Source organism: Amycolatopsis sp. NPDC000009 (assembly GCF_055563465.1).
Map to the genome: position 1 here is coordinate 320,151 of NZ_JBVHDI010000007.1, position 21,670 is coordinate 341,820.

The 21,670-nt window shown below is 69.2% G+C and carries 21 protein-coding genes; 11 read left to right on the plus strand and 10 right to left on the minus strand.

Features of this window, described 5'->3' with window-relative positions; all coding sequences use genetic code 11:
• Positions 1-4 precede the first annotated feature (4 nt).
• Both purE and ACZ3HL_RS21830 read left to right on the plus strand, forming a co-directional pair.
• Complete coding sequence (gene purE, locus ACZ3HL_RS21825) at positions 5-502, plus strand: 5-(carboxyamino)imidazole ribonucleotide mutase (RefSeq protein ID WP_465417123.1); 498 nt, start codon at positions 5-7, stop codon at positions 500-502.
• A gap of 145 nt (positions 503-647) precedes the next feature.
• Entirely contained in the window at positions 648-1,271 is a 624-nt protein-coding gene (locus ACZ3HL_RS21830; RefSeq protein ID WP_465533118.1) for a DUF3558 family protein, read from the plus strand.
• Between the two features lie 3 nt (positions 1,272-1,274).
• On the opposite strand, the gene ACZ3HL_RS21835 is transcribed toward ACZ3HL_RS21830, so the two are convergent.
• Positions 1,275-2,924, minus strand: a complete 1,650-nt coding sequence (locus ACZ3HL_RS21835) for a class I adenylate-forming enzyme family protein (protein WP_465533120.1) — start codon at positions 2,922-2,924, stop codon at positions 1,275-1,277.
• A 105-nt stretch (positions 2,925-3,029) separates the two neighbouring features.
• Here ACZ3HL_RS21835 and ACZ3HL_RS21840 point away from each other — a divergent pair, with 105 nt between their 5' ends.
• Both ACZ3HL_RS21840 and ACZ3HL_RS21845 read left to right on the plus strand, forming a co-directional pair.
• The gene (locus ACZ3HL_RS21840; RefSeq protein ID WP_465533122.1) at positions 3,030-4,202 is read left to right on the plus strand and encodes an acyl-CoA dehydrogenase family protein; all 1,173 of its coding nucleotides are present in this window, start codon (positions 3,030-3,032) and stop codon (positions 4,200-4,202) included.
• 168 nt (positions 4,203-4,370) lie between these two features.
• Positions 4,371-4,799 (plus strand): hypothetical protein, encoded by a 429-nt coding sequence (locus tag ACZ3HL_RS21845; RefSeq protein ID WP_465533124.1) that lies wholly within the window; start codon positions 4,371-4,373, stop codon positions 4,797-4,799.
• Here ACZ3HL_RS21845 and ACZ3HL_RS21850 read toward each other — a convergent pair.
• Positions 4,747-5,199 carry a hypothetical protein gene (locus ACZ3HL_RS21850; RefSeq protein ID WP_465533126.1) on the minus strand — a complete coding sequence of 151 codons (453 nt, stop codon included), beginning with the start codon at positions 5,197-5,199 and terminating at the stop codon, positions 4,747-4,749. The two genes, ACZ3HL_RS21845 and ACZ3HL_RS21850, sit on opposite strands and share 53 nt — an antisense overlap.
• A gap of 133 nt (positions 5,200-5,332) precedes the next feature.
• On the opposite strand from ACZ3HL_RS21850, the gene ACZ3HL_RS21855 reads away from it, so the two are divergent.
• Entirely contained in the window at positions 5,333-5,758 is a 426-nt protein-coding gene (locus ACZ3HL_RS21855) for a DoxX family protein (protein WP_007031884.1), read from the plus strand.
• Positions 5,759-5,803: 45 nt separating this feature from the next.
• Here ACZ3HL_RS21855 and ACZ3HL_RS21860 read toward each other — a convergent pair whose 3' ends face one another.
• The 3 genes from ACZ3HL_RS21860 to ACZ3HL_RS21870 all read right to left on the minus strand — a co-directional run bounded on the left by ACZ3HL_RS21860 (position 5,804) and on the right by ACZ3HL_RS21870 (position 9,469).
• Positions 5,804-6,511, minus strand: a complete 708-nt coding sequence (locus tag ACZ3HL_RS21860) for a TIGR03089 family protein (protein WP_465533128.1) — start codon at positions 6,509-6,511, stop codon at positions 5,804-5,806.
• Between the two features lie 9 nt (positions 6,512-6,520).
• Positions 6,521-7,840 (minus strand): LCP family protein, encoded by a 1,320-nt coding sequence (locus ACZ3HL_RS21865; RefSeq protein ID WP_465533130.1) that lies wholly within the window; start codon positions 7,838-7,840, stop codon positions 6,521-6,523.
• Positions 7,841-7,927: 87 nt separating this feature from the next.
• The gene (locus ACZ3HL_RS21870; RefSeq protein WP_465533132.1) at positions 7,928-9,469 is read right to left on the minus strand and encodes an LCP family protein; all 1,542 of its coding nucleotides are present in this window, start codon (positions 9,467-9,469) and stop codon (positions 7,928-7,930) included.
• A 150-nt stretch (positions 9,470-9,619) separates the two neighbouring features.
• Here ACZ3HL_RS21870 and rfbB point away from each other — a divergent pair, with 150 nt between their 5' ends.
• Positions 9,620-10,603, plus strand: coding sequence for a dTDP-glucose 4,6-dehydratase (rfbB, locus tag ACZ3HL_RS21875; protein WP_465417084.1), 984 nt, complete (start codon positions 9,620-9,622; stop codon positions 10,601-10,603).
• Positions 10,604-10,607: 4 nt separating this feature from the next.
• Entirely contained in the window at positions 10,608-11,489 is an 882-nt protein-coding gene (gene rfbD / locus ACZ3HL_RS21880; RefSeq protein WP_465417082.1) for a dTDP-4-dehydrorhamnose reductase, read from the plus strand.
• A 76-nt stretch (positions 11,490-11,565) separates the two neighbouring features.
• Here rfbD and ACZ3HL_RS21885 read toward each other — a convergent pair whose 3' ends face one another.
• Genes ACZ3HL_RS21885 through ACZ3HL_RS21895 form a run of 3 tightly spaced genes read right to left on the minus strand, consistent with a single transcriptional unit; the run spans position 11,566 to position 16,104 of the window.
• Complete coding sequence (locus ACZ3HL_RS21885) at positions 11,566-12,654, minus strand: glycosyltransferase family 4 protein (protein WP_192746632.1); 1,089 nt, start codon at positions 12,652-12,654, stop codon at positions 11,566-11,568.
• Positions 12,647-15,160, minus strand: a complete 2,514-nt coding sequence (locus tag ACZ3HL_RS21890; protein ID WP_465533134.1) for a glycosyltransferase — start codon at positions 15,158-15,160, stop codon at positions 12,647-12,649. Before ACZ3HL_RS21890 ends, ACZ3HL_RS21885 begins: the two co-directional genes overlap by 8 nt.
• A gap of 32 nt (positions 15,161-15,192) precedes the next feature.
• Positions 15,193-16,104, minus strand: a complete 912-nt coding sequence (locus tag ACZ3HL_RS21895; RefSeq protein WP_465533136.1) for a glycosyltransferase family 2 protein — start codon at positions 16,102-16,104, stop codon at positions 15,193-15,195.
• 19 nt (positions 16,105-16,123) lie between these two features.
• Between ACZ3HL_RS21895 and ACZ3HL_RS21900 the strand changes: the two genes are divergently transcribed.
• From ACZ3HL_RS21900 to ACZ3HL_RS21915, 4 genes are all read left to right on the plus strand, one after another.
• Complete coding sequence (locus ACZ3HL_RS21900; protein ID WP_465533184.1) at positions 16,124-17,191, plus strand: glycosyltransferase family 4 protein; 1,068 nt, start codon at positions 16,124-16,126, stop codon at positions 17,189-17,191.
• 103 nt (positions 17,192-17,294) lie between these two features.
• A complete protein-coding gene (locus tag ACZ3HL_RS21905; protein WP_465533186.1) occupies positions 17,295-18,431 on the plus strand; it encodes a glycosyltransferase family 4 protein in 1,137 nt (378 codons plus the stop codon).
• A gap of 107 nt (positions 18,432-18,538) precedes the next feature.
• The gene (locus ACZ3HL_RS21910; RefSeq protein WP_465533138.1) at positions 18,539-19,405 is read left to right on the plus strand and encodes a glycosyltransferase family 2 protein; all 867 of its coding nucleotides are present in this window, start codon (positions 18,539-18,541) and stop codon (positions 19,403-19,405) included.
• Between the two features lie 58 nt (positions 19,406-19,463).
• Positions 19,464-20,504: a serine hydrolase domain-containing protein gene (locus ACZ3HL_RS21915; protein ID WP_465533140.1), complete on the plus strand. Its 1,041-nt coding sequence runs from the start codon at positions 19,464-19,466 to the stop codon at positions 20,502-20,504.
• Positions 20,505-20,520: 16 nt separating this feature from the next.
• Here the strand turns inward: ACZ3HL_RS21915 and ACZ3HL_RS21920 are convergent, their stop codons facing one another.
• Complete coding sequence (locus tag ACZ3HL_RS21920) at positions 20,521-20,958, minus strand: hypothetical protein (protein ID WP_465533142.1); 438 nt, start codon at positions 20,956-20,958, stop codon at positions 20,521-20,523.
• Positions 20,959-21,158: 200 nt separating this feature from the next.
• Positions 21,159-21,611, minus strand: coding sequence for an adenylyltransferase/cytidyltransferase family protein (locus tag ACZ3HL_RS21925; RefSeq protein WP_465417070.1), 453 nt, complete (start codon positions 21,609-21,611; stop codon positions 21,159-21,161).
• Between the last annotated feature and the right edge of the window lie 59 nt (positions 21,612-21,670).

Sequence of the window (21,670 nt, forward strand, 5' to 3'; positions counted from 1 at the left end):
GAAAATGGCGCCGCAGGTTGGCCTGATCATGGGCAGCGATTCGGACTGGCCGACGATGGAAGCGGCCGGGCAGGCGCTGGCCGAGTTCGGCGTCGAGTACGAGGTCGGGGTCTACTCGGCGCACCGCACTCCGCAGCGGATGCTCGACTATGCGACGTCGGCCGCTTCGCGCGGTGTGCGCGTGATCATCGCGGGCGCCGGCGGTGCCGCGCACCTGCCGGGCATGGTCGCGTCGGCGACCGTGCTGCCGGTGATCGGGGTGCCGGTGCCGCTGAAGTACCTCGACGGCATGGACTCGCTGCTCTCGATCGTGCAGATGCCCGCGGGCGTCCCGGTCGCGACGGTCTCCGTCGGCGGGGCGCGTAACGCGGGCCTGCTCGCGGTGCGCATCCTCGCCGCGTCCGATGTGGAGCTTCAGGCGAAGATGGCGCGGTTCCAGGCGGACCTGGAGCAGCTGGTGCTCGACAAGGACGCCGCACTGCGCAAACGCGTCGAAGGCTGACCCCGCCTTTCGGCCTCTGAATGCGGTAGTTCGGTGGCGAACTACCGCATTCAGAGGACGAAACGCGAAGGTAGCGCGCGCCGATGACTGTAAGGTGTCAGCCGGGCACCATCGGTCAATTCGATCGGTGGTGGAGGAGGGGTTCATGACGCGCACGCTGAAGATATCCGTCGCGGTACTGACATCACTGCTGATCGCCGGTTGTGGCAGCGGTAGAATTCTTGAGAACAGACCCTCGCCCGCCCTGACGGGGCCTGCGATTCCGGCCGTGCCGGTGCAAGATCCGTTGCCTCTGGATTCTTTCATGGCGGATCCTTGCGGCGTTCTCGAGCGTGCGGAAATCGCCGCCCTGATCGCTGATCCGCCGGACAAGGTGACAGCGGACCGGTATTCCGCCGGGGGTCATGCCTGCAAGTGGGATCAGCCCAAGGCGGGCGTCCTTGAAGTCCGGAATCCCAAGGTCGGTTTGGGCAGCCTTGAAGACCGCATGACTCGGCGAAGAGAAGATCCGGCCCAGTCGTCCCACTGGCGGGAGTTGTCGATCGGTGGCCTTCCCTCGGTCGAACAAGTCGGGAATCCGCCGGTCTTCGAGCACGAAGGTGCCACTCTCGAGGCCTGCACCGTCGAGGTCGGAGCCACGGACACCGAGGTGCTGGAGTTCAAATACTCCCAGTTCGACGGCGAGAAGTCGCAATACTGGGGCAACGACCGGTGTGCGGCGGCGCTCAAGGCCGCGGAGTTCGTGATCGGCAACCTCCGCGGCCGTTGAGCGTCAGTCGGCGAGTTGCTTCCGTAGCTCCCGTTTGAGCACCTTCCCGGCCGCCGAAACCGGGATTTGGTCGACGAAGTGGATCGCCCGCAGCCGTTTGTACGGCAGGACACGGGCGCCGACGGCTTCCAGTAGGTGCTCGGCGGTGACGTTCTCGTCGCTGCGCACCACGAACGCGACCGGTAGCTCGCCGACCTCGGTGTCCGGTTTGCCGACGACGGCCGCGGCCGCGACACCGGGCAGGGTGATCAGCAGCTCTTCGAGTTCGCGCGGGAAGACGTTGTATCCCTTGTACAGCAGCATGTCCTTCTTACGGTCCACAATGGACAAGTAACCGTCCTCGTCGAGGATGCCGATGTCACCGGTGTGCAGCCAGCCGTCGACGAGCGCGGCCGCGTTTTCCTCGAGGCGGTTGCGATAGCCGGTCATCACCTGCGGGCCGCGCAGGCACACCTCACCGCTTTCCCCAGCGGGCAACGGATCTTCGCCGCCCTCGGCCGGGACGATCTTGACCTCGGTGTCGGGCAGCGGAAGGCCGACCGAGCCCACCTTGCGGGTGGCGGAGCGGTACGACGGCGCGATGACGGCGCCCATGGTGACCTCGGTGAGGCCGTAGCCCTCGGTGATGATCACGCCGGGGAAGCGTTTCTGCAGGGCGCGGATCATCTCGTGGTTCATCGGCGCCGCGCCGGACCCGATGGTCAGTACCGAAGACAGGTCGGCTGTGTGAAACTCGGGGCAGGCGAGCAAGGCGGCGAACAGCGCCGGTGCCCCGCCGATCGTGGTGACCCGCAGCAGTTCGGCGTCGGCCACGTACGCGGCCGGGTCGAAGCGGTCGTGCAGGACGACGGTGCCGCCGTCGAGCAGCGGGACGTTGAGCGCGGCGATGGTGCCCATGGCGTGGAACCACGGCGTCAGGTTGAGGGCGACGCCGGTGCCGATCCGGGACGGCCATTCGTCCGGACCGCCGAGCTGCTCGACGATCACCTCTCCCGACGCGTCGAGGGCGGGGACCGCGCCCAGCCGCCAGCAGGAACTCTGGAGGCTGTTGACCACGACGTTCCGATGCGGCAGGCACACGCCCTTCGAGCGTCCCGTGGTGCCGCCGGTGTACGCCAGATGGGCGAGATCGCGGTAGATGTCGATCTCGACGTCCGGCCGCTCGTCGGAGTGAGCGGAGGAGAACTCGGTGAACTCGACCTCGCCCTGCCCAAGTGACTCCGGCGGGTGAACGACGATGGTCAGCCGGACCGACGTCCGATCACGGACCGAAGCGAGCACGCGGGCGACCGGGCCGACGGTGACGGCGGCGACCGCCCCGGCGTCGGCCAGCTGGAAGGCGAGGTCGTCCGGCGGGAGCAGCGGGTTCGCCGGGCTGAAGGTGGCGCCGGCGAGCAGCGTCCCGTAATACGCGACCGGGTACGCCAGGCAGTTCGGCAGATGGAGTGCGACGACGTCGCCGCGTCCGACGCCTTCGGCGCGCAGGGCGTTCGCGAAGCGGCAGGCCGCCTTGTACGTCTCGGCGAAGGTGAGGCTCTGGTCTCCGTGGGCGAAGGCCGTGCGGGCGCCCCAGCGAGCAGCGGCGCCTGCCAGCACCGAGCCGACCGGGACCTCGGGATAATCGAGCGACCGGGGGAACGGGGTGAGCTCCATCACTCGAACGTACGGACTTTGCGGTCAAGGACACAAGCGCTCGCGATGTCGCACAATGTGAACGAGCGCTAACATCGGTCAAACTCCCAAACGCGGTTAGAAGAGGTGACGAAGGTGTCTGACGGCCCGGGTCTATACCAGCTTGCCGAAGAGCACGAGGAGCTGCGGGCCGCGGTGCGTGCGCTCGCGGAGAAGGAGATCGAGCCGTACGCGGCCGAGGTCGACGAGGACGAGCGCTACCCGATCGAGGCGTACAACGCGCTGGTCAAGTCGGGTTTCAACGCCGTCCACATCGAGGAGGCCTACGACGGCCAGGGCGCGGACGCCATCGCCGCCTGCATCGTCATCGAAGAGGTCGCGCGCGTCGACGCGTCGGCGTCGCTCATCCCGGCCGTCAACAAGCTGGGCACGGTGCCGATCATCCTTTCGGCGTCGGAAGACCTCAAGAAGCTCGTGCTGCCTTCCATCGCCTCCGGTGAGGCCTCGGCGTCCTACGCGCTTTCGGAGCGCGAAGCCGGCTCGGACACCGCCTCGATGCGCACCCGCGCGAAGCTCGACGGTGACCACTGGGTGCTGAACGGCACCAAGTGCTGGATCACCAACGCGGGTGAATCGTCCTGGTACACCGTGATGGCGGTGACCGACCCCAACGCCGAGAAGAAGGCCAACGGCATCTCCGCGTTCGTCGTGCACAAGGACGACCCCGGCTTCACCGTCGGCTCGAAGGAGCGGAAGCTCGGCATCAAGGGCTCGCCGACCCGCGAGATCCACTTCGAGAACTGCACCATCCCGGCCGACCGCATCATCGGCGAGCCCGGCACCGGCCTGAAGACCGCGCTGCGCACCCTCGACCACACCCGCCCCACCATCGGCGCGCAGGCGCTGGGCATCGCGCAGGGCGCACTCGACGCGTCGATCGCGTACGTCAAGGAGCGCAAGCAGTTCGGCAAGTCGATCTCGGAGTTCCAGGGCGTCCAGTTCATGCTGGCCGACATGGGCATCAAGATCGAGGCCGCCAGGAACCTCGTCTACGCCTCCGCCGCGGCGACCGAGCGTGGCGACAAGCGCGGCGGTTACATGGCCGCGGCCGCGAAGGCGTACGCGTCGGACATCGCGATGTCGGTGACGACGGACGCCGTGCAGCTCTTCGGTGGCGCGGGCTACACGCGCGACTTCCCGGTGGAGCGCATGATGCGCGACGCGAAGATCACGCAGATCTACGAAGGCACCAACCAGATCCAGCGCATGGTCATGGCGCGCGCCCTGCTCAAGGGCTGATTTATTCCCGCGTGAAGGCCCCCTTCCCACGGCTCAGCCGAGGGAAGGGGGCCTTCACGCGCTTCGGGCCTCGCATTCAGGTGACGAAATGCGCAGGTGAGATCGCCCCTCGGTGAGATGCTTCACGGAAGTACGGCGATCATGGACCGCCGGTGTCACTCTCGAAAGATGTTCTGGTTCGCACCGGTGTCGTGGACGCCGCACGACGAGGCCGAGCTGATCGCCGGCTGGCGGTTGTGGCTCGAACTCGGGGATCGCACGTGGCCGTCGGCCGCGTGGGACGGGACGGCGGCCGACGTCGTCCGGCCGCTGCGTGAGCTGGTCGCGGCCTGCGACGAGATCGAGACGGGCTACCGCGATGCCGTCGACGAGCCGTCGGAGGGGTTCATCCGGATCATCCAGTTCCTCGTGTGGACCGTCAGCACGGTGATCGAGCTGTGGGCCGACGACGAGGTCCCGCTCGACGCCGAGCGGATTGCGTTGCTGCACGCCGATCTCGCCGGGTTCGCGGAGCAGGCCGAGCGAGTGCTCGAGGTGCTGGCCGTCAGCGGGGGCTGGACGGGTCTGGCCGCGGAGCACCGGCGGACGGGTCGCTGAGCGGTTCCGGTTTCCCGGCCCGGGCGAACCGCGAACCCGCCAGATGCTCGTCCAACGGGCGGTCCAGCGAGAGCAGGGTCACCGGCGTACCGAACGGGTCTTCGCCGGGTGCGATTTCGTACCCGAGTTCGATGACGGACTCTTCCTTCTCGTCGGATTCGACGTCGTGACGGGTGACACCGTTGTCGATCGACCACGTGCCGTTCAAGGTGCGATGGAACTTCAGGACCAGTTCGCCCGGGGTCGCCCAGGTGAAGCGGGAAACCGTGAACTCGGTGCTCCAGCTCGCCCAGTAGAGCCATCCGGAGCCGTCGAGGCGGAACACCAGGTCGACGGACTCGGTGCTGCCCGGGTGCAGGATCTCATCCGACCATGGGCCGGTCAGCCGTTCGTCCGTCACGGAGGCGAGTCTGCCGTACGGGGTTCCTGTCGGATACCTGTCGATCACGCTCCGGAGGTGCCATCGGAGGCGTCCGGTGCCTTACCGTGATCCGGGTAAGTTGAATATTCACCGACCAGAAAGCTGATACCCGATGTTCGCTCGTTTCAAGGATGTCGCCCTCCTGCTCGGCCGGATCGGTGTCGGTGTGGTCTTCCTCGCACACGGCCTGCAGAAGTGGGAAAACGGGATCGACGGCACCGCGAAGTTCTTCGAGCAGACCGGAATCCCGCTGCCGACGCTCGCGGCGATCTTCGCGATCGCGGTGGAGATCGTGGGCGCGATCTTGTTCATCGTCGGTTTCCTGACGCCGCTGGTGGGCCTCGGCTTCGTCGTGGTCTCCGTCGGTGCCCTGCTCTCGGTGCACCTCGACAACGGCCTCACCGGTCAGGGCGGTTACGAACTCGTCCTGGTCCTGGCGGTCGCCGGGCTCGCGCTCGGCTTCAACGCCGGCAAGCTGTCGCTCGACCACGCACTCTTCGGGCGCAAGCGTGAGGCGAAGCAGCTCCAGGACGCCTGATTCCTCAAGGTGAAGGGGCCTTGCGAAAGGCCCCTTCACCTCGCGTCAGGAGGGAAGATCCGCCGTCGTCCGCTCGGCTTCGCGCCGGGAAGCGAGTTTGGCCGGATCCGCGTCGGTGACCTGGACCAGATGCGCACCCGCCGCCAACGGCGTCAGGAACCCCGCGAGAATCCCTTCTTCGCCCGCCCACTCCACAGTGGACAGAACCCGGTCGTCGGCGGAAAGCCCAAGGCCGGTCGCGCGAGAGCGGGCTTCGGCGAGCACTTCGTCCACAGTGGACGAACCCAGTGTCGGAGTGTCACCGGGCACGGGGAACAGCGGGCTGAACTGGTCACCTGAAAGCCGGGCTTCGGTCAGGTAGTCCAGCGCCCCGTCCGGCACGGAGCCGGCGGGCAGCCCGAGGCCCATCGGGTGCAGCGAGACGACAGCGGTCGCGGCTGCGTCGGACGTGCCGCCCGGTGCGACGAACGCCACCCGCGCGCCCGCGGTCTCCGTCACCACCCTGGCGCCGCACCACCACGCGCCCAGCAGCACACCTGCGGTCTGCCAATGCGACGGCAGCACCACGGCGACCTCGTCACCGGGTTCGACGTCGAACTCGTCGACCAGCCAGTTCGCCGTCTTGGCCGCCCAGTTCACCGTGGTCGCCACGGACAGTTCGACCCGGCTGCCCTGTTTGTCGTCGTAATGCGTGATCAGCGGTTTCGCGGGCGACCCGAGCACGGGTCGCAGCAGCAGTTCGGTGAGGCTCACGCCACGACGTTAGTTCACGCAGGGAACGCTCGACGCGGCGAGCACCGGAGCCGCGCCGGGAGCGCCGCCACCGCCGCCCCGGCCCGCCAGGCCGGAAACGAAGGTCCGCACGGCGGCGGCGTCGATCTCGACGACGCTCTGGCCGTCCGCGCTGCGGCCGTTGATGTTCACCACCGGGATGGTCGTGAAGGTCAGATCGCCCGACGCGATCCCCTTCGCCTGCTGCGCGAACTCCAGCAGGTCCAGTCCTTCGTCGAGGACGATCGACCGGCGCACGACGTCCATCAGGCCCGACATCGTCGACGGGCTGGTCAGCGTCCCCGCCGAAAGCACCTGATTCAGCGCCGAGGACAGGAACGTCTGCTGCCGCACGATGCGGTCGAGGTCGCCGCGCGGCAGGTTCTTCCGCTGCCGTACGAAGGAAAGCGCCTCGCCGCCCGACACGGTCTGTACGCCGCGACGGAAGTTCGCTCCCGAGTCCTTGTCCTCGGTCGCGTGATTCAGGCAGACCTTGACCCCGCCCAGCGCCTCGGTCAGCAGGTAGAACCCGAGCAGATTGACCTCGGCGTAGTGGTCGATGCGGATCTTCGTCAGTTCCTGAACGGTCTGGACCAGTGCCTTGCGGCCTTCCTGATCGGAATCACGTTCGAGTTTCGCCTGGTCGGTTTCACCCCGATGGGCGTTCGCGTAATTGGTCTTCGCGAATCCGTACGCCGAATTGATCTTGTTCGGGCCGCGGCCGGGGATGTCGGTCCAGGTGTCGCGCGGGATCGAGACGCCGGACGGTTTCCCGCCGTTCTTCGGGATGCGCAGGATGATGATGGTGTCGGTGTTGACGCCGGCCTTCTCCTCGGTGCGCAGCTGCTTGAGCACGCGCAGTGGCAGCGGGTTGCCCTGCGCGTCGGTCCGCGCGTCGCTGCCGACCAGGAGGATGTCGGTGGCGCCGTCGTCGGCGGGCGGTGCGGCGGGGTCGTCGGGCTTGCTCAGGGCGTTCGTCGTGGGGACGTTGTTCTGCAGCTGGTCCTTGGTGACGTACGCGTAGCCCGTCGTACCGAGGGCGAGCAGGGACACGAGGCCGACCGCGATCCGCCGGGTGATCCGGCCGGCACGGCGCAGCGGGCGTGCGGGTACGTCGAGCACGCCCGAGATCGGCTCGTCTTCGTCCTCGGCCGGGGCCGACGGCTGGAGGAGTGGTGGAGTCCGCGGGTACGGCGTCGGGACGAGCTTTTCGTCACTCTCGGTGTCTGAATTGTCGTCCTCTTCGGACACCGGTTCTTCGGCGTCCAAGTGCTCAGAACGTTCGTTGACGCTCTTGTCCTCGTCGCTCATCCCTGATCACCTCCCCTGGCGCGGTAGCCGTTCGATAGTAGGAGAAGGCTAAGCCACCGTGGGGGTGGCCACGCTGAGTACCCGGAACTAATTGACGCAGGGCACATTGCCCGCGACGATCGGTTTCGTGGTGGGTGCCGCCGGGGCGCTGGAGGGCGGCTGAGCAGGCTTCGAGGGCGCCGACGTCTTCGCCGGGGGCGTGGCCGCGCCGGTGGACGCGCCCTTGAAGTCCTTGCCGAGCAGCACCCGCACCTTGCCGGGCGCGACGTCACGGTCCGCCTCGGCCTGCACCGCCGGGCCGAAGACCTGCTTGATCAGGGCCAGCGCGTCGTCGTCGCCCGGAGCGTGCCGGACGACCGTCGAGTTCCTGGTGCTGAGCTTGGTGTCGGCCGCCAGTTTGAAACCCTTGCCCTGCAACAGGTTCCGGGTCTCGGTGGCCACCGTGGGCGAACCGGTCCCGTCGAAGAGCTCGACGGTCACGGCTTCCGCGCCCGGCAGCGTGGCCGGGGTCTCGGCCGGCGCCGTCTCCCCGTCCGCGGTCAGGCGGGCGACCTCGGCCTGCACCTGGGCCGGGTCCACGCGGAGCACGGCGGCGCCGCCGATGATCGCGTCGCCCTGGGTGGGGATCGTGTGGAATTCGACGTTTCCGCTGGTCAGCCCGCGCATCTGGGCGGCGAACTCCGGCAGATCCCAGCCGGCCGACAGCACGACCGACTTCTTCACGGCCTCGATCAGGTCAGCGATCTTCGCCGGGTTGATCAGGACGTCCGACGAGAGCACCTTGTTCGCCAGCCCGGACAGGAAGGCCTGCTGCCGCGCGATCCGGTCGAGGTCGCCGTTCTGCAGGTCGTAGCGCTGGCGGACGAACGCGAGTGCCTGGACGCCCTCGACGGTCGACTTCCCGGCGGGCAGATCCACACCGGACTTCTTCTCCTTGACCGCGTTGTTGAGGCAGACCTCGACGCCGCCGATCGCCTTGGTGATCTCGTAGAAGCTCGACAGGTTCACCTCGGCGTACCGGTCGATCATCTTCGGCTTGCCGATGAACTTCTCCAGCGTCGCGATCAGGTTCTTGCGGCCGGCGTCCTTGGCCTTGGCGTCGACGTCCTTGAGGTCGGTGTTGCCCTGCTGCTGCAGAGTCTTCGACGTGTCGTTGTAGGCGTACACGTATGCGCTGTTGAGCCTGTGCTTGCCGAAACCGCCGGTGATCTCGACCCACGAGTCACGGGGGAAGGAGATCGCGACCGCCTTCTTACCGTTCTGGGGGATGTGCACCAGGATCATCGTGTCGGTCTGGCGCTCGCCGTCCGAAACACCGGCGTGCAGCATGTCGAGGACCTCGCGCGGCAGCGGGTTGCCCTGCGCGTCGGTGCGGCTGTCCTGGCCGACGAGCAGGATGTCGATCGCGCCGTCCAGCGGTTTCGCCGGGGGATGGCCGTTGTCATCGAAGATGTTCGTGGTCGCGAAGCCCTGGGACGGGTCGCCGATGAACTGCCAGCCCCACCAGGTCAGCGCCAGGATCGTGATCGAGACCAGGCTGAACACGACCTTCACGCCACGGCGGGCGAACACCACGACGCCGCCACCACCACGGCGCGCCAGAATGGGTGGCCCGGGCCACTCGGTCACGTGCGGTCCTCCACGAATCTCCCCAGGGCACACGTGTGCCTCGTCCATGACTCTACTGAGTCTCGTGTTAGACGTCCGTAGGCTGGTGAAAGGTTGCCCCGGTCGTGACACACTCGGCCGGTCATGAAGGAGCAGAGGGAGGATGGCGGCATGCGAGTGCTGGTCACCGGTGGCGCCGGGTTCATCGGATCGCATTACGTCCGGCAGGTGCTGACGGGTGCGTACCCGAGCTTGGCCGACGCCGAGCTGATCGTGCTCGACAAGCTGACCTACGCGGGCAACGAGGCGAACCTGGAGCCCGTGCGCGAGAACCCGCGCTACCGGTTCGAAAAGGGCGACATCTGTGACGCCGCCCTGGTCGGTGAGCTGATGCGCGGGATCGACCTGGTCGTGCACTTCGCCGCCGAGTCCCATGTGGACCGTTCGATCGCCGGCGCGGCCGATTTCGTGCTGACGAACGTGCTCGGCACGCAGACCCTGTTGCAGGCCGCACTGGAGGCGGGGGTCGGCAAGTTCGTCCACGTGTCCACCGACGAGGTCTACGGCTCGATCGACAAGGGGTCCTGGGACGAGGACCACGTGCTGGAGCCGAATTCGCCGTACTCGGCGTCGAAGGCGTCCTCGGATCTGCTGGCCCGTTCGTTCTTCCGCACGCACGGCTTGCCCGTCTGTGTCACGAGGTGCTCGAACAACTACGGTCCGTACCAGTTCCCGGAGAAGGTCATCCCGCTGTTCGTGACCAACCTGCTCGACGGCAAGAAGGTCCCGCTCTACGGTGACGGGCTCAACGTACGTGACTGGCTGCACGTGGACGATCACTGCAACGGCATTCAGCTCGTCGCGGACGGCGGCAGGCCGGGCGAGGTCTACAACATCGGCGGCGGTACGGAACTGACCAACCGCGAGCTGACCGAGCGGCTGCTGGCCGCCGTCGGCGCCGATTGGGACAGCGTCGAGCCGGTCGTGGACCGCAAGGGGCACGACCGCCGGTACTCCGTCGACATCACCAAGATCTCGCGGGAGCTCGGTTACGCGCCGCGGAAGTCCTTTGAGGACGGTCTGGCCGACACGGTCGCCTGGTACAGCGGGAACCGATCGTGGTGGGAGCCGCTGAAGAAGCGTGCGGGGGAGTGAACAGATGCTGAGCATTCTCGTACCGGGCGGATCCGGGCAGCTGGGGCGGGACCTGGCGGCGCTGGCCGTGGACTCCATCGACGCCACGACCCCGTCGTCGTCGGAGCTGGACGTACGCGACACCGGTCAGGTCGTCGCAGCGGTGACCGAGCTGGCCGACCGGGCGCGGGCGGCGGGGAGGTCGCCGGTGGTGATCAACGCGGCGGCCTACACCGCGGTGGACGCGGCGGAAACCGACGAGGAGCGGGCGTTCGCGGTGAACGCCGACGGCCCCCGGGTGCTCGCCGCCGCGTGTTCGTCGCGCGGGGTGCCGCTCATCCACGTGTCCACGGACTACGTGTTCGGGGGCGACGCGACTTCGCCGTACGAGACCGGCGACCTGCTGAGCCCGCTCAACGCCTACGGCCGGACGAAGGCCGCTGGAGAGGACGCGCTGCTCGGTTCGGGTGCCCGTTCGTGGATCGTCCGGACGTCCTGGGTGTACGGCAAAACCGGGTCGAACTTCGTGGAGACCATGGCGCGCCTGGAAAAGGAGCGCGACGAACTGTCCGTAGTGGACGATCAGACCGGTTCGCCGACCTGGTCCCGCGACCTCGCCGCCGGCCTGCTGGAGCTGGCGGGCCGGGTCGCCGCCGGCGACGGGCCGTCGCAGCGGGTGCTGCACTGCACGGGTGGCGGTTCGACGACGTGGTGCGGGTTCGCGAAGGCGATCTTCGCGGAGCTGGGCGCGGATCCGGCGCGCGTGAAGCCTTGCACGACGGCGGAGTTCCCCCGTCCGGCAGCGCGCCCGGCGTACGGGGTGCTGTCGAACGCGTCTTGGCGCGAGGCGGGCCTCACTCCGCTCCGTGGCTGGCCTGAGGCGCTGAAGGCCTACTTCGCTTCCTGACCCCTCCCGCATTTCGTCCTCTGAATGCGGTACTTGCACACGCAAGTACCGCATTCAGAGGACGAAATGCGGGAGGTCAGTGCTTAGTGCTCGCCTGGCGGTACGCGGCGACGGTGAGTTCGGCGCACGCGCGCCAGGTGAAGTTCGCGACGTGCGCGCGGCGCGCGGCCGAAGTGGCGACGGCGTGCGGGTCGCTGACGGCGATCCGCAGCGCCTCCACGAGCCCGTCGACGTCCTCGTAGGGCACCAGGCTCGCGCAGTTCCCCGCGACCTCGCGCAACGCCGGGATGTCCGTGCACACCACGGGGACGTCCGACGCCAGCGCCTCCAGAACCGGGAGCCCGAAGCCTTCGTCGCGCGACGGCAGCACCAGCGCGCTGGCCCCGGCGACGACGCGCCTGAGGTTGACGTCCGACAGGTAGCCGACGTGCCGCGAACGGGAGCCCACCGCGAACGAACCGGGACCGACGAACACCAGATCCGGCAGATCCGGCGCGGCCTCGTGTGCCTGCTGGAGCCAGTGCAGGCCCTTCCGGGGCCCGGGGGCGCCGGCGAAGAGCAGGTACTTGTCCGGGAGCCCGAGTTCCTTGCGGCGTTCCGGGTCCGGTGGGCGCGCGGTGAACCAGGCCGGGTTCACGCCGAGCGGGGTCACGATGATCTTGCCGCGGTCCACGTCGAGCCGTTCGGCGACCTGGTCGGCGACGGCGTTGGTGGGCGTGCAGATCGCGTCCGCGAGCCGGGCGCCGCGCCGCACCAGGCGCGGCAGCTCGTGATCGCTCGGCGCCAGCTCTTCGGGAGCGTCCAAAAAGGCCAGATCGTGGATCGTCACCACGCCAGCGGCACGGAACCGGCCGGGCAGCACGAAGTTGGTGCCGTGCACGACATCCGTCGGCCCGGCGAACAGCTCCACCGGCGGCAGCTGCGAACGCAGCCAGGCCTTGCGCAGCAGTCGCGCCGCCACCGGCATACCGCGCGCCCGGACGCCGTGCGGGAGCACGTGCCGCAGCCTTCGCCAGCCGCGCAACGTGAACGCGACCGCGCGAGTGTCCACTTCGGACATCGAGGCGAGCTCTTCGGACAGGGCGACGGTGTACCGGCCGATACCCGTCCTGGCACCGAGCAGCGGGGTCCCGTCGAGCAGGACGCGCAAGGGGCGGTCAGCCACGGCCGAGCCTCTGCTTGGCGACCTTGACCACGCGGCCGCCGACGCGCCGCGCGAGCTCCTTCGGGCCGCCGACGGAGAGGTACTCGCGGATCAGGTCGACGTCGCGGCGCAGCATTTCCTTGCCCCGCACCGGTTCGGAGACCACGAGGTCGCTGGAGCCGGGCAGCCGGTCGGCGGCGGGCCGCGGGTTCCGGCAGAACTCCACCAGCGGCTTCAGCGCCTCCGGCCAGGCGTAACGCCGGGCGACCGCGGCCATCCGCTCGACGCAGCCCGCGGCGAACTCCTCGTCGTACAACGCCTTTTCGAGCGCGTCGGCGAGCGCGTCCACGTCCTCGGCCGGGACGACGACACCGAGCCGTTCCTCGCGGACCAGGTCGGCGAACGAGTCGCCGTCGGTGGTGACGATCGGCAGTCCGGCCCACAGGTAGTCCAGCACCCGCGTCCGGAACGCGAAAGTCGTCTCGACGTGCTCGTAATGGGTGGTGACGCCGCAATTCGCGTCCAGCAGCCAGTTCTGGCGCTCTTCGTAGGGCACCCACTGCTGGTTGAAGAACACGTGCTTGCCGGTGAGCCCGAGCGTGTCGGACAGCAGCATCGTCCGCGCGCCGATGTCCATCTCGGTGACCTCGGGGTTGGGATGCTTCATCCCGAGGAACACCAGCCGGACGTCGCCGCGGCGCTGCCGCAGCAGCTCGATCGCCCGGACCAGGGTCAGCGGATCGAACCAGCTGTAGACGCCGCCCGCCCACAGCACGACGTGGTCGGTCTCGCCGATACCGTCCAAAGTGGACCGGAGGCCGGGGCCGGTGCGCACCGGTGCCTGCGGCGGCAGGCCGAACGGGACGATCGACAGCAGCGATTGCGTGGTCGGGTCGGCGTCGTACAGCCGCGGCGACAGTCTGCCCATCGCGGCGAGGTGGCCCAGCCAGAAGTGGCGCTGACGGTCCGAGGCGCAGAGGAAGAAGTCACCGCGTTCCAGCTGCGCGTCGAGGACCTTGGTGACCCCGACGAGGTCCAGCGCCCGCTTGTCGTCGGGAACGCCCTTGCCCTGTTCGAGCAGTTCGAGGTGCATCGGGTCGTATAGATCCGCGACCACGATCTTGTGCGCGTACTGCTTCTTCAGCGAGGGCGCGAGTTCCAGCACGTGGCCCTGCAGGACGATGATGTCGGCCCAGGCGATCGGCGTCTCCAGATCGCGCCGGGTGGCCGCGCTGACCCGGAACGCGGCGGGCGGCGGATCGGCGAGCGGGTTGATCGTCACCAGGTGGACGTCGTGTTCGGTGGCCAGCGTCGCGGCCATGTTCCAGGCGCGGATCGCCGGGCCCGCCATCCGTTCGGTGATCGCGTCGCCGGTGATCACCAGTACCTTGCGACGCTGCCCGAAGAGCGCGTCGATACCGAACGTCTCGACCAGGACGTCGTGCGCGGCAAGATAGCGCGGCAGCGGATACGCGGGCTCCAAGGCCTTGCGCAGCAAGGGAAGCAGATCGGCGTCGGTGCGGACGCGGGCGGCCTGTTCGGCGGCGCGGGACTCGGTGAGCGAGGGCAGCAGCTCGACGAACTGGTCGATCGCCAGCACGCCGGCCAAGGTCGTCCTCGGCACCTCGACCGGGCCGGTCTCGGCGGGGCCGACGCCGTGGGAGAGATCGAGCTGGGTGGCGTCGAGATCGCCGCGCGCGGTCGCCCGGCGGACGGCCAGCGCCAGCGCGGCGGGCAGCGCGCGCGTCAGCGTCTCGTCGGAGAGGTTCTTGTACAGCGCCGCCAAGGCGTTGCGCTCCAACAGGAACGTCTCACGCCCGGACTCCGGCGCGTCCACTGTGGACATCGTGGCGTGGTGCCGGTGATAGGTCAGCGACTCCGGCACGTAGCGCACGCGCCAGCCGCGCAGGTTCAGCCGCCAGCCGAGGTCGACGTCCTCGTAGAACATGAAGAACCGCTCGTCGAAGCCGCCGAGTTCGGCGAACACCCCGGCGCGGACGAACATCGCCGAACCGGTCGCGAACAGGACGTCCTTGGCGATCTCGTGCTCGGCGGCGGGGACGTCCGCCAGCGGGCTGCCGGCGTGGCGCTTGTAGCCCATGCCGAACCAGGTGAGGCCCGCGTCGACGAAGTCGGTACCGGTGCCGTCCCAGTCGAGGACCTTGCTGGCCACCGCGGCGACGGTCGGCTGCGCGCGCAGTTCGGCCACGGCCGTGCCGACCCAGCCGGGTGCCGGGCGGGCGTCGTTGTTGAGGAAGGCGAGGACGGTGCCTGTCGCGTGCCGCGCGCCGAGGTTGCAGCCGCCCGCGAAGCCGGAGTTCACCGGGGACTCGACGAGCTTGACGCCCGGGGCGGCGGCTTTGATCTCGGCCACATCGGTGCCGCCGGATGCGTTGTCGACGCAGATGACCTCGAGGTTCGGGTAATCGTGTTCGGCGAGCGCGCGCAGGCAGGTGACGGTGTCGGCCGCTCCCCGGTAGTTCACCACGATCACCGAGACGACCGGTTGCGTTTCCCCCTGCGCCAAAGCCGTACTCCCTGCTCTCGATTGGGGCAAGCTTAATTGCCCGCCCACGCGTCCCAGACCGCGCCTCGGCCCAGTGTCGCCCGTCGCCCGATGGCCCGCCGCTCGAGCAGCGTGCGCGGCAGCCGGGCGGCGACGGCGCCGAGGACCCGGCACCGGAGGCTCAGACGGAAGTTCGGGGCGTCAGGTTTCCCGCGAAGGGGGAGTATCGCGGTCAAGATCGTGAACTTCACCAGCTGACGGATCGCCACCGCGCGCGGAGCACACCGCAGAAGGGTCAGCAGGCGGTTGCGTTCGTTCCACAGGTGGAACGGGACCGAACCCGGCCGGGTGCTCGCGCCATGCCGGTGGGTGACCTCGGCTTCGGCGCCGACGACGTCCCAGCCCGCCAGCCGCAGCCGCCATGCGGTGTCGGTGTCCTCGTAGTAACAGAAGTAGGAGGCCGGGACGCCACCGACGGAACGGAGCGCCTCGACGTTCAGCACAGCCGCACCCCCGCAGAAACCGAAGACCTCGTCGGCGGGCTCGGGCAGGTCGGCGCCGTGGCCGTCGGCGGTCAGGCGGACGCCGGTGGACTGGACGGTCCCGTCGGCCAGCGTCAGCCGGGCGCTCACGGCGGCGGCGAGCGGAGCCTTGGCGAGGGTGTCTTCGCAGGTCGCGAGCCAATCCGGGGCGGGGGCGGCGTCGTCGTTCAGCCAGGCCATCAGCGGGGTTTCCACCTTGTCCAGCGCGGCGGCCATGGCGCCCGCGTAACCGGTGTTGTGCCGCAGCCGGAGCACCTCGGGCTTCGACGGATGGGCGGCGAGCAGGGCGGCCGTCCCGTCGTCGGAGGCGTTGTCGACGACCAGCGTCCGATGCGGGCGGGTCTGCGCGGCGAGCGCGTCGAGGCAGGCGGTGACGTGCGCGGCGCCGCGCCAGGTGACCACGACGACGGTGGTGCTGGTCATGCCAGAGAGAATAGAGACCATGCCCGAACTGGTCGTGCTCGCCGAGCAGCTGCTGGCGCCCGTCCCCGGCGGGACCGGCCGCTACACCGGCGAGCTGTTGCGCGCCCTCGCCGAGACGGCGCCGCCGGGCTGGACGGTGTCGAGCGTGGTCGCGCGGCACGCCGACATCGACGCGGCGATCGTCGAAGGCGTGAACGGTCCGCGCGTGCTGCCGATCCCGCCCCGGGCGCTGATCGCCGCCTGGCAGCTGGGCCTGCCGTGGTGGCCGGGCGGCGACGCGGTCCACGCCCCGACACCGCTCGCGCCCGCCCGCGTGCCGAAGGGGCGGACGCTGTCGGTCGCGGTGCACGACACCGTGCCCTGGACGCATCCCGAGACGCTGACCCCGCGCGGCGTCTCGTGGCACAAGGCGGTGATCGCGCGGGCCGCGTCGCGGGCGACCGCGCTGACCGTGCCGACGCAAGCGATTGCGGACGAGCTCACCGCGCTGGTGCCGGTCTCGGTGCCGCTGCGCGTGATCCCGCACGGTGTCCGGCCGCACGCCGGGTTCGCCGAGGTCGCGCTGCCGGAGCGGTACGTGCTCGCGATCGGGACCATCGAGCCCCGCAAGGGCATCGACGTGCTGATCGACGCCGCCGGCCGGATCGGGGTGCCGCTGGTGCTGGCGGGCCAGCCGGGCTGGGGCGGCATCGACCCGGTGGCGCTGGCGCGTGCGCACGGCGCCGACGTCCGGGTGCTGGGGAAGGTGAGCGACGCGGAACTGGCGTCCACGTTGAGAGGCGCGTCGGTGCTGGCGATGCCGAGCCGGGCGGAGGGATTCGGGCTGCCGCTGATCGAGGCGATGGCGGCCGGGGTGCCGGTGGTGCACTCCGACGTCCCGGCCCTGGTCGAGGTGGCCGGTGGAGCGGGCGTGACGGTCCCTGTCGGCGATCCGCAAGCGCTTGCGGATGCCCTTCGCGACGTACTCGACCATCCAGAGCGTGCGGCAACGCTGCGTGACAGCGGTCTCAGCCGTTCGAGTGAGTTCACCTGGCAGCGTGCCGCTTCCGCCGTATGGGGTCTCCACCTGCGCCAGCGGGTTGCTTGACAGGATTCAGCCGGAGTTTTCCTCGGGTGGCGTGAATCTGTCGGTTCCTCACCGCAGAGCCAGGGCGCGGCCGTACCCTCCTAGGGTGACCGATGACCCTCGCGTGCTGATCGACGCGACCGCCGTCCCCGCGGACCGGGGTGGCGTCGGACGTTACGTGGATTCGCTGGTCGCGGCGCTGGACGAGGATGGCGCGCGGATCACCGTCGTCTGTCAGCCGCGGGACGCGGTGTTGTACGACCGGCTGGCGCCGGGCGCGCGGATCGTGCCCACCTCGCCGTCGACGTCGACCAGGACGGCCAGGCTGACCTGGGAGCAGGCGACCCTTCCCCGGCTGGTCCGGCGGCTCGCCGCCGACGTCGTCCACTCACCGCACTACACGATGCCGCTGGCCAGCCCGGCCGCTTCGGTGGTGACGCTGCACGACGCGACCTTCTTCACCGACGCGGTGCTGCACTCTTCGGTGAAAGCGCGCTTCTTCCGCGCCTGGACCGCGACAGCGCTTCGCCGCGCGACGTTGTGCATCGTGCCGAGCGTCGCGACGGCGGCCGAGCTGGAGCGCGTCGGCCAAGTGCGCAACGCGGAACTGGAGATCATCCATCACGGCGTCGAACCGGACCGGTTCCATCCGCCCTCGCCCGCCGAAATGGAGGCCGCGCGCCAGGCCGTCGGACTCGGGAAGACCCCGTACGTCGCCTTCCTCGGCGCACTGGAACCGCGCAAGAACGTGCCCGCGCTCATCCGCGGTTTCGCGCACGCCGTGACCGGCAGGCCGAACCCGCCGGCGCTGGTGCTGGCCGGGCAACCGGGCTGGGATTCGCAGGTCGAACGCGCACTGGACGCCGTACCGCACCGGCTGCGCGTGATCCGGGCCGGATACCTGCCGTTCGACACGCTCGCCGGCTTCCTCGGCGGCTCCGAACTGGTCGCGTACCCGAGCCTCGGTGAGGGATTCGGGCTGCCGGTGCTGGAGGCGATGGCGTGCGGCGCGGCCGTGCTGACGACCCGGCGGCTTTCGCTCCCGGAGGTCGGCGGGGACGCGGTCGCTTACTGCGGGGTCGGCGCCGGAGACGTCGCGGCGGCCATCTCGGAGCTGCTCGACGACCCGGCTCGACGGGCGGAGCTGGCCGAAGCCGCGCTTCGGCGGGCGAAGGAGTTCTCGTGGGCGACGACCGCGGAGCGGCATCGGGAGGCTTACGCGAAGGCCTGGCACCGGCATGCGCAGCGGCGGGCCGGCTGACCATCGCTTCCGGCCTCGTGAGTGTTTAGGACGGTTCTAACCGTCCTAAACACTCACGAGGTGGGTGGGGCCGGAGTCGCGTTCGGTGACGGGTGGACAATGGCCGCGTGACTGAGCACCCCAGCTACGGCGACGGGATCGCCGTCGTGACCGTGACGTACTTCCCCGGCGAAACCCTGGAGAAGTTCCTCGACACGCTCGAGAAGGCGACGGACCGGGACGTCCAGGTCGTCGTCGCCGACAACGACTCCACGGGCGACGACGCGCTGGACAAGGCCGCCCGCCGGGACAACGTCAAGCTGCTCAGGATCGGCGAGAACGTCGGTTACGGCACGGCCGCCAACCGAGGCGTCGCGGAACTCGACGACAGCTACGGCTGGGTCGCCGTGGTGAACCCGGACGTCGAATGGGAACCCGGTTCGCTCGACGCGTTGCTCGAGGTGGCCGGGCGCTGGCCGCGCGGTGGCGCGTTCGGTCCGCTCATCCACGATCTCGACGGCACCGTCTACCCGTCGGCCCGGCTCCTGCCGTCCTTCGGCCGGGGGATCGGGCACGCGGCGTTCGGCAAGATCTGGCCGGGCAACCCGTGGACGCGGCAGTACCGGCAGGAGACCGGCACCCCGGTCGAGCGCACGGCGGGCTGGCTTTCCGGGTCCTGCCAGCTGTTCCGCCGCGAGGCCTTCGACTCGGTCGACGGGTTCGACACGCGCTACTTCATGTACTTCGAGGACGTCGATCTCGGTGATCGGCTGACCCGCGCGGGCTGGCTGAACGTGTACGCGCCTTCGTCCAGCGTCATGCACATCGGCGGGCACTCGACTTCGAAGGCTTCGGCGAAGATGCTGCGCGCGCACCACGACAGCGCGTACCGCTACCTCGCGGACCGTCACCGCGGTCTCCTGTGGAAGCCGGTCATGCTCGCGGTGAAGGCCGGGCTCGCGCTGCGCCTCAAACTCGAAACGCGCCGGAAGTAGCCGTTCCGGCCACCGGAATTCGCGCGACTCGGCTCCTTGCCGTCGTTACCGTCGGTGCATGGACTTCGCCGCACTCGACACCTGGCTGACGGAACGCGCCGGAGAGGACCGCTTCTCCGGGGTCGTGCTGATCCGGCGCGGCGACGAAACGCTGTTCGAACACGGATACGGCCTGGCCAGCCGCCGCTGGTCGGTGCCGAACGCATCGGACGTCCGGTACGACACCGCGTCGATCACCAAGGTCGTCACCGCGATCGCCTCACTGCGGCTGGCCGACGAGGGACGGCTGGAGCTCGACCGCCCGATCGGCGAGTTCGTCGACCTCGCCGGCACGGCGATCGCGACCGGGGCGACGACGCGGCACCTGCTCACGCATACGTCCGGGATCGCCGACGACGCCGACGAGGAAGCCGGCGAGAGTTACGAGGCGTTGTGGGTCGACAAGCCGGTGTACTCGGTGGTCGAAACGCGGGATCATCTGCCCAATTTCGCTTACCGGGCACCGAATTTCGCGCCGAGCGAGGGCTGCCGGTACTGCAATTCGGGATACGTCCTCGCCGGGCTGGTGATCGAGGAGATCACCGGAAGGCCTTATCGCGAACACGTCCGCGAGGCCGTGCTCGACCGCGCGAGGATGACCGATTCGGGTTTCTTCGACCGACGTGATCCGGCGCCGCGGGTCGCCGAGGGCTGGGATCCCGTCCTCGACGGTGAGCGGGTCACGGGCTGGAAGCAGAACATCTTCAGCTACCCGCCGATCGGTTCACCCGATGGTGGCCTGTACTGCACCGTCGGCGACCTCGTCCGGCTGCTGCGGGCGATCCGGGAGGAACGGCTCCTGAGCCCTGCGCGCACGAAGGAGTTCCTGACGCCGCAGGTGCTTCACAGCAGCGGCGTCTGGTACGGCTTCGGCCTCGAATTCGTCCTGGCATCGGACGGATCGGTGCGGCACTACTACAAGGACGGTGGGAACGTCGGCGTCTGCTCGCTGATGCGGCACTACCCCGCCGAGGGGCTGGACGTCGCGATGCTGTCCAACGCCACGTACGGCGGGGGAGCGGCGATCAAGGAGATCGACCGGGTTGTCCGCGCTTCCTGAGAAGCACGTGAAGAAGCTAGATGCCGTCCAGGCGGCGCGAGAGGTTCGACCGTGCCGAAGGGTTCTGTTTCACCGTCGGCACCAGGCCGCCGACCTCGTTCTCGACGGTCTCCGGCTCCGGCTGCTCGACCAGGGGACTCTGCACCGGCGCGGCCGGCGGCCGCCGGGTGAGCGGGGTCGTGGCCTGCGGCAGAGGCCTGGTCTGCTGCGGAGCGCCGGGACGGCGGGGATACGGCTGCGGCTGCGTCGAGCCTTCTTCCCGCGCCGGCGGCAGGTCCAGCCGGGTCGTCGGCTCGGGCCCGGCGAGCGGGTGATCGTTCTCGGCGATCAGCGAAGCCGGTAGCTGAGTGGTCGTATCCGGGTCCGAAGAACGGTCGATCTCGGCGACCACCGATCGGGGGATCTGCTGGGTGTTCGCGGAGTCCATCGGAGACGTCGCGTTGTCCGGTGTCACGACGAAGGCTCCACGCGCGCTTGCGCGTGCGAGCAAGGCGTCCGCCCGAGCACGGGGGTCCATTCCCCTAGGCCTCCCGACTGACCTGGGGCCCTCTGGGATCAGGGCCGACTGTGTGTTGTCTAGGGTAGGCCCTAGGTGCGGCTGCCGTCAGCAGACCCGCAAACGTCTTCCGACAAAAGTTGGCGGGCCGCCAGGCCTCAGGCTTCCATGTCCGAAAGGATCCGGGTGCTGGAGTCGGCCTTGTCCGTGCCGCCGATGCCGTAGATCATCGAGATGTCGTTGCGGGCCCCCGCCTCGACCTCGTCCGCCGGGAGCTCGTCGACGTTGCGCCGGTCGCCGCCGTTGCAGAACTCGAGCTCCGTGTCGGGGTACGCCGCGCGGATCTGGTCGAACGACTCGTTGATGCCCGGCCCCTGCTCGACGGCGATGTACACGTCGTCGACGATGCGCAGCGCGCGGACGATCCGGGCCCGGACGTCCTCGGTCTGGATCACCCTGCCCTTCTTGAGGACCTGCTGGTGATCGTTGTTGACGATGACGATCAGGTAGCCGGACCGCGCCTGCGCGGCCTCGAACAGGTCGAGGTGGCCCTGGTGGAGCGGGTTGAAGTACCCGCTGACGATCGAGGCCTTCGCCGGTCGCTCGGTCATCGTCGGTGTCCTCCATAGGCTTACGGGTTCAGGTGGCCCGCTCACCCTAGCCGAGTGCC

Bases quoted from the DNA above. Each gene is read 5' to 3' on its own strand.
- purE (WP_465417123.1), top strand. From the start codon at position 5: ATGGCGCCGCAGGTTGGCCTGATCATGGGCAGCGATTCGGACTGGCCG.
- ACZ3HL_RS21830 (WP_465533118.1), top strand. From the start codon at position 648: ATGACGCGCACGCTGAAGATATCCGTCGCGGTACTGACATCACTGCTG.
- ACZ3HL_RS21835 (WP_465533120.1), bottom strand. From the start codon at position 2,924: ATGGAGCTCACCCCGTTCCCCCGGTCGCTCGATTATCCCGAGGTCCCG.
- ACZ3HL_RS21845 (WP_465533124.1), top strand. From the start codon at position 4,371: ATGTTCTGGTTCGCACCGGTGTCGTGGACGCCGCACGACGAGGCCGAG.
- ACZ3HL_RS21855 (WP_007031884.1), top strand. From the start codon at position 5,333: ATGTTCGCTCGTTTCAAGGATGTCGCCCTCCTGCTCGGCCGGATCGGT.
- ACZ3HL_RS21865 (WP_465533130.1), bottom strand. From the start codon at position 7,840: ATGAGCGACGAGGACAAGAGCGTCAACGAACGTTCTGAGCACTTGGAC.
- rfbB (WP_465417084.1), top strand. From the start codon at position 9,620: ATGCGAGTGCTGGTCACCGGTGGCGCCGGGTTCATCGGATCGCATTAC.
- rfbD (WP_465417082.1), top strand. From the start codon at position 10,608: ATGCTGAGCATTCTCGTACCGGGCGGATCCGGGCAGCTGGGGCGGGAC.
- ACZ3HL_RS21895 (WP_465533136.1), bottom strand. From the start codon at position 16,104: ATGACCAGCACCACCGTCGTCGTGGTCACCTGGCGCGGCGCCGCGCAC.
- ACZ3HL_RS21900 (WP_465533184.1), top strand. From the start codon at position 16,124: ATGCCCGAACTGGTCGTGCTCGCCGAGCAGCTGCTGGCGCCCGTCCCC.
- ACZ3HL_RS21915 (WP_465533140.1), top strand. From the start codon at position 19,464: ATGGACTTCGCCGCACTCGACACCTGGCTGACGGAACGCGCCGGAGAG.
- ACZ3HL_RS21925 (WP_465417070.1), bottom strand. From the start codon at position 21,611: ATGACCGAGCGACCGGCGAAGGCCTCGATCGTCAGCGGGTACTTCAAC.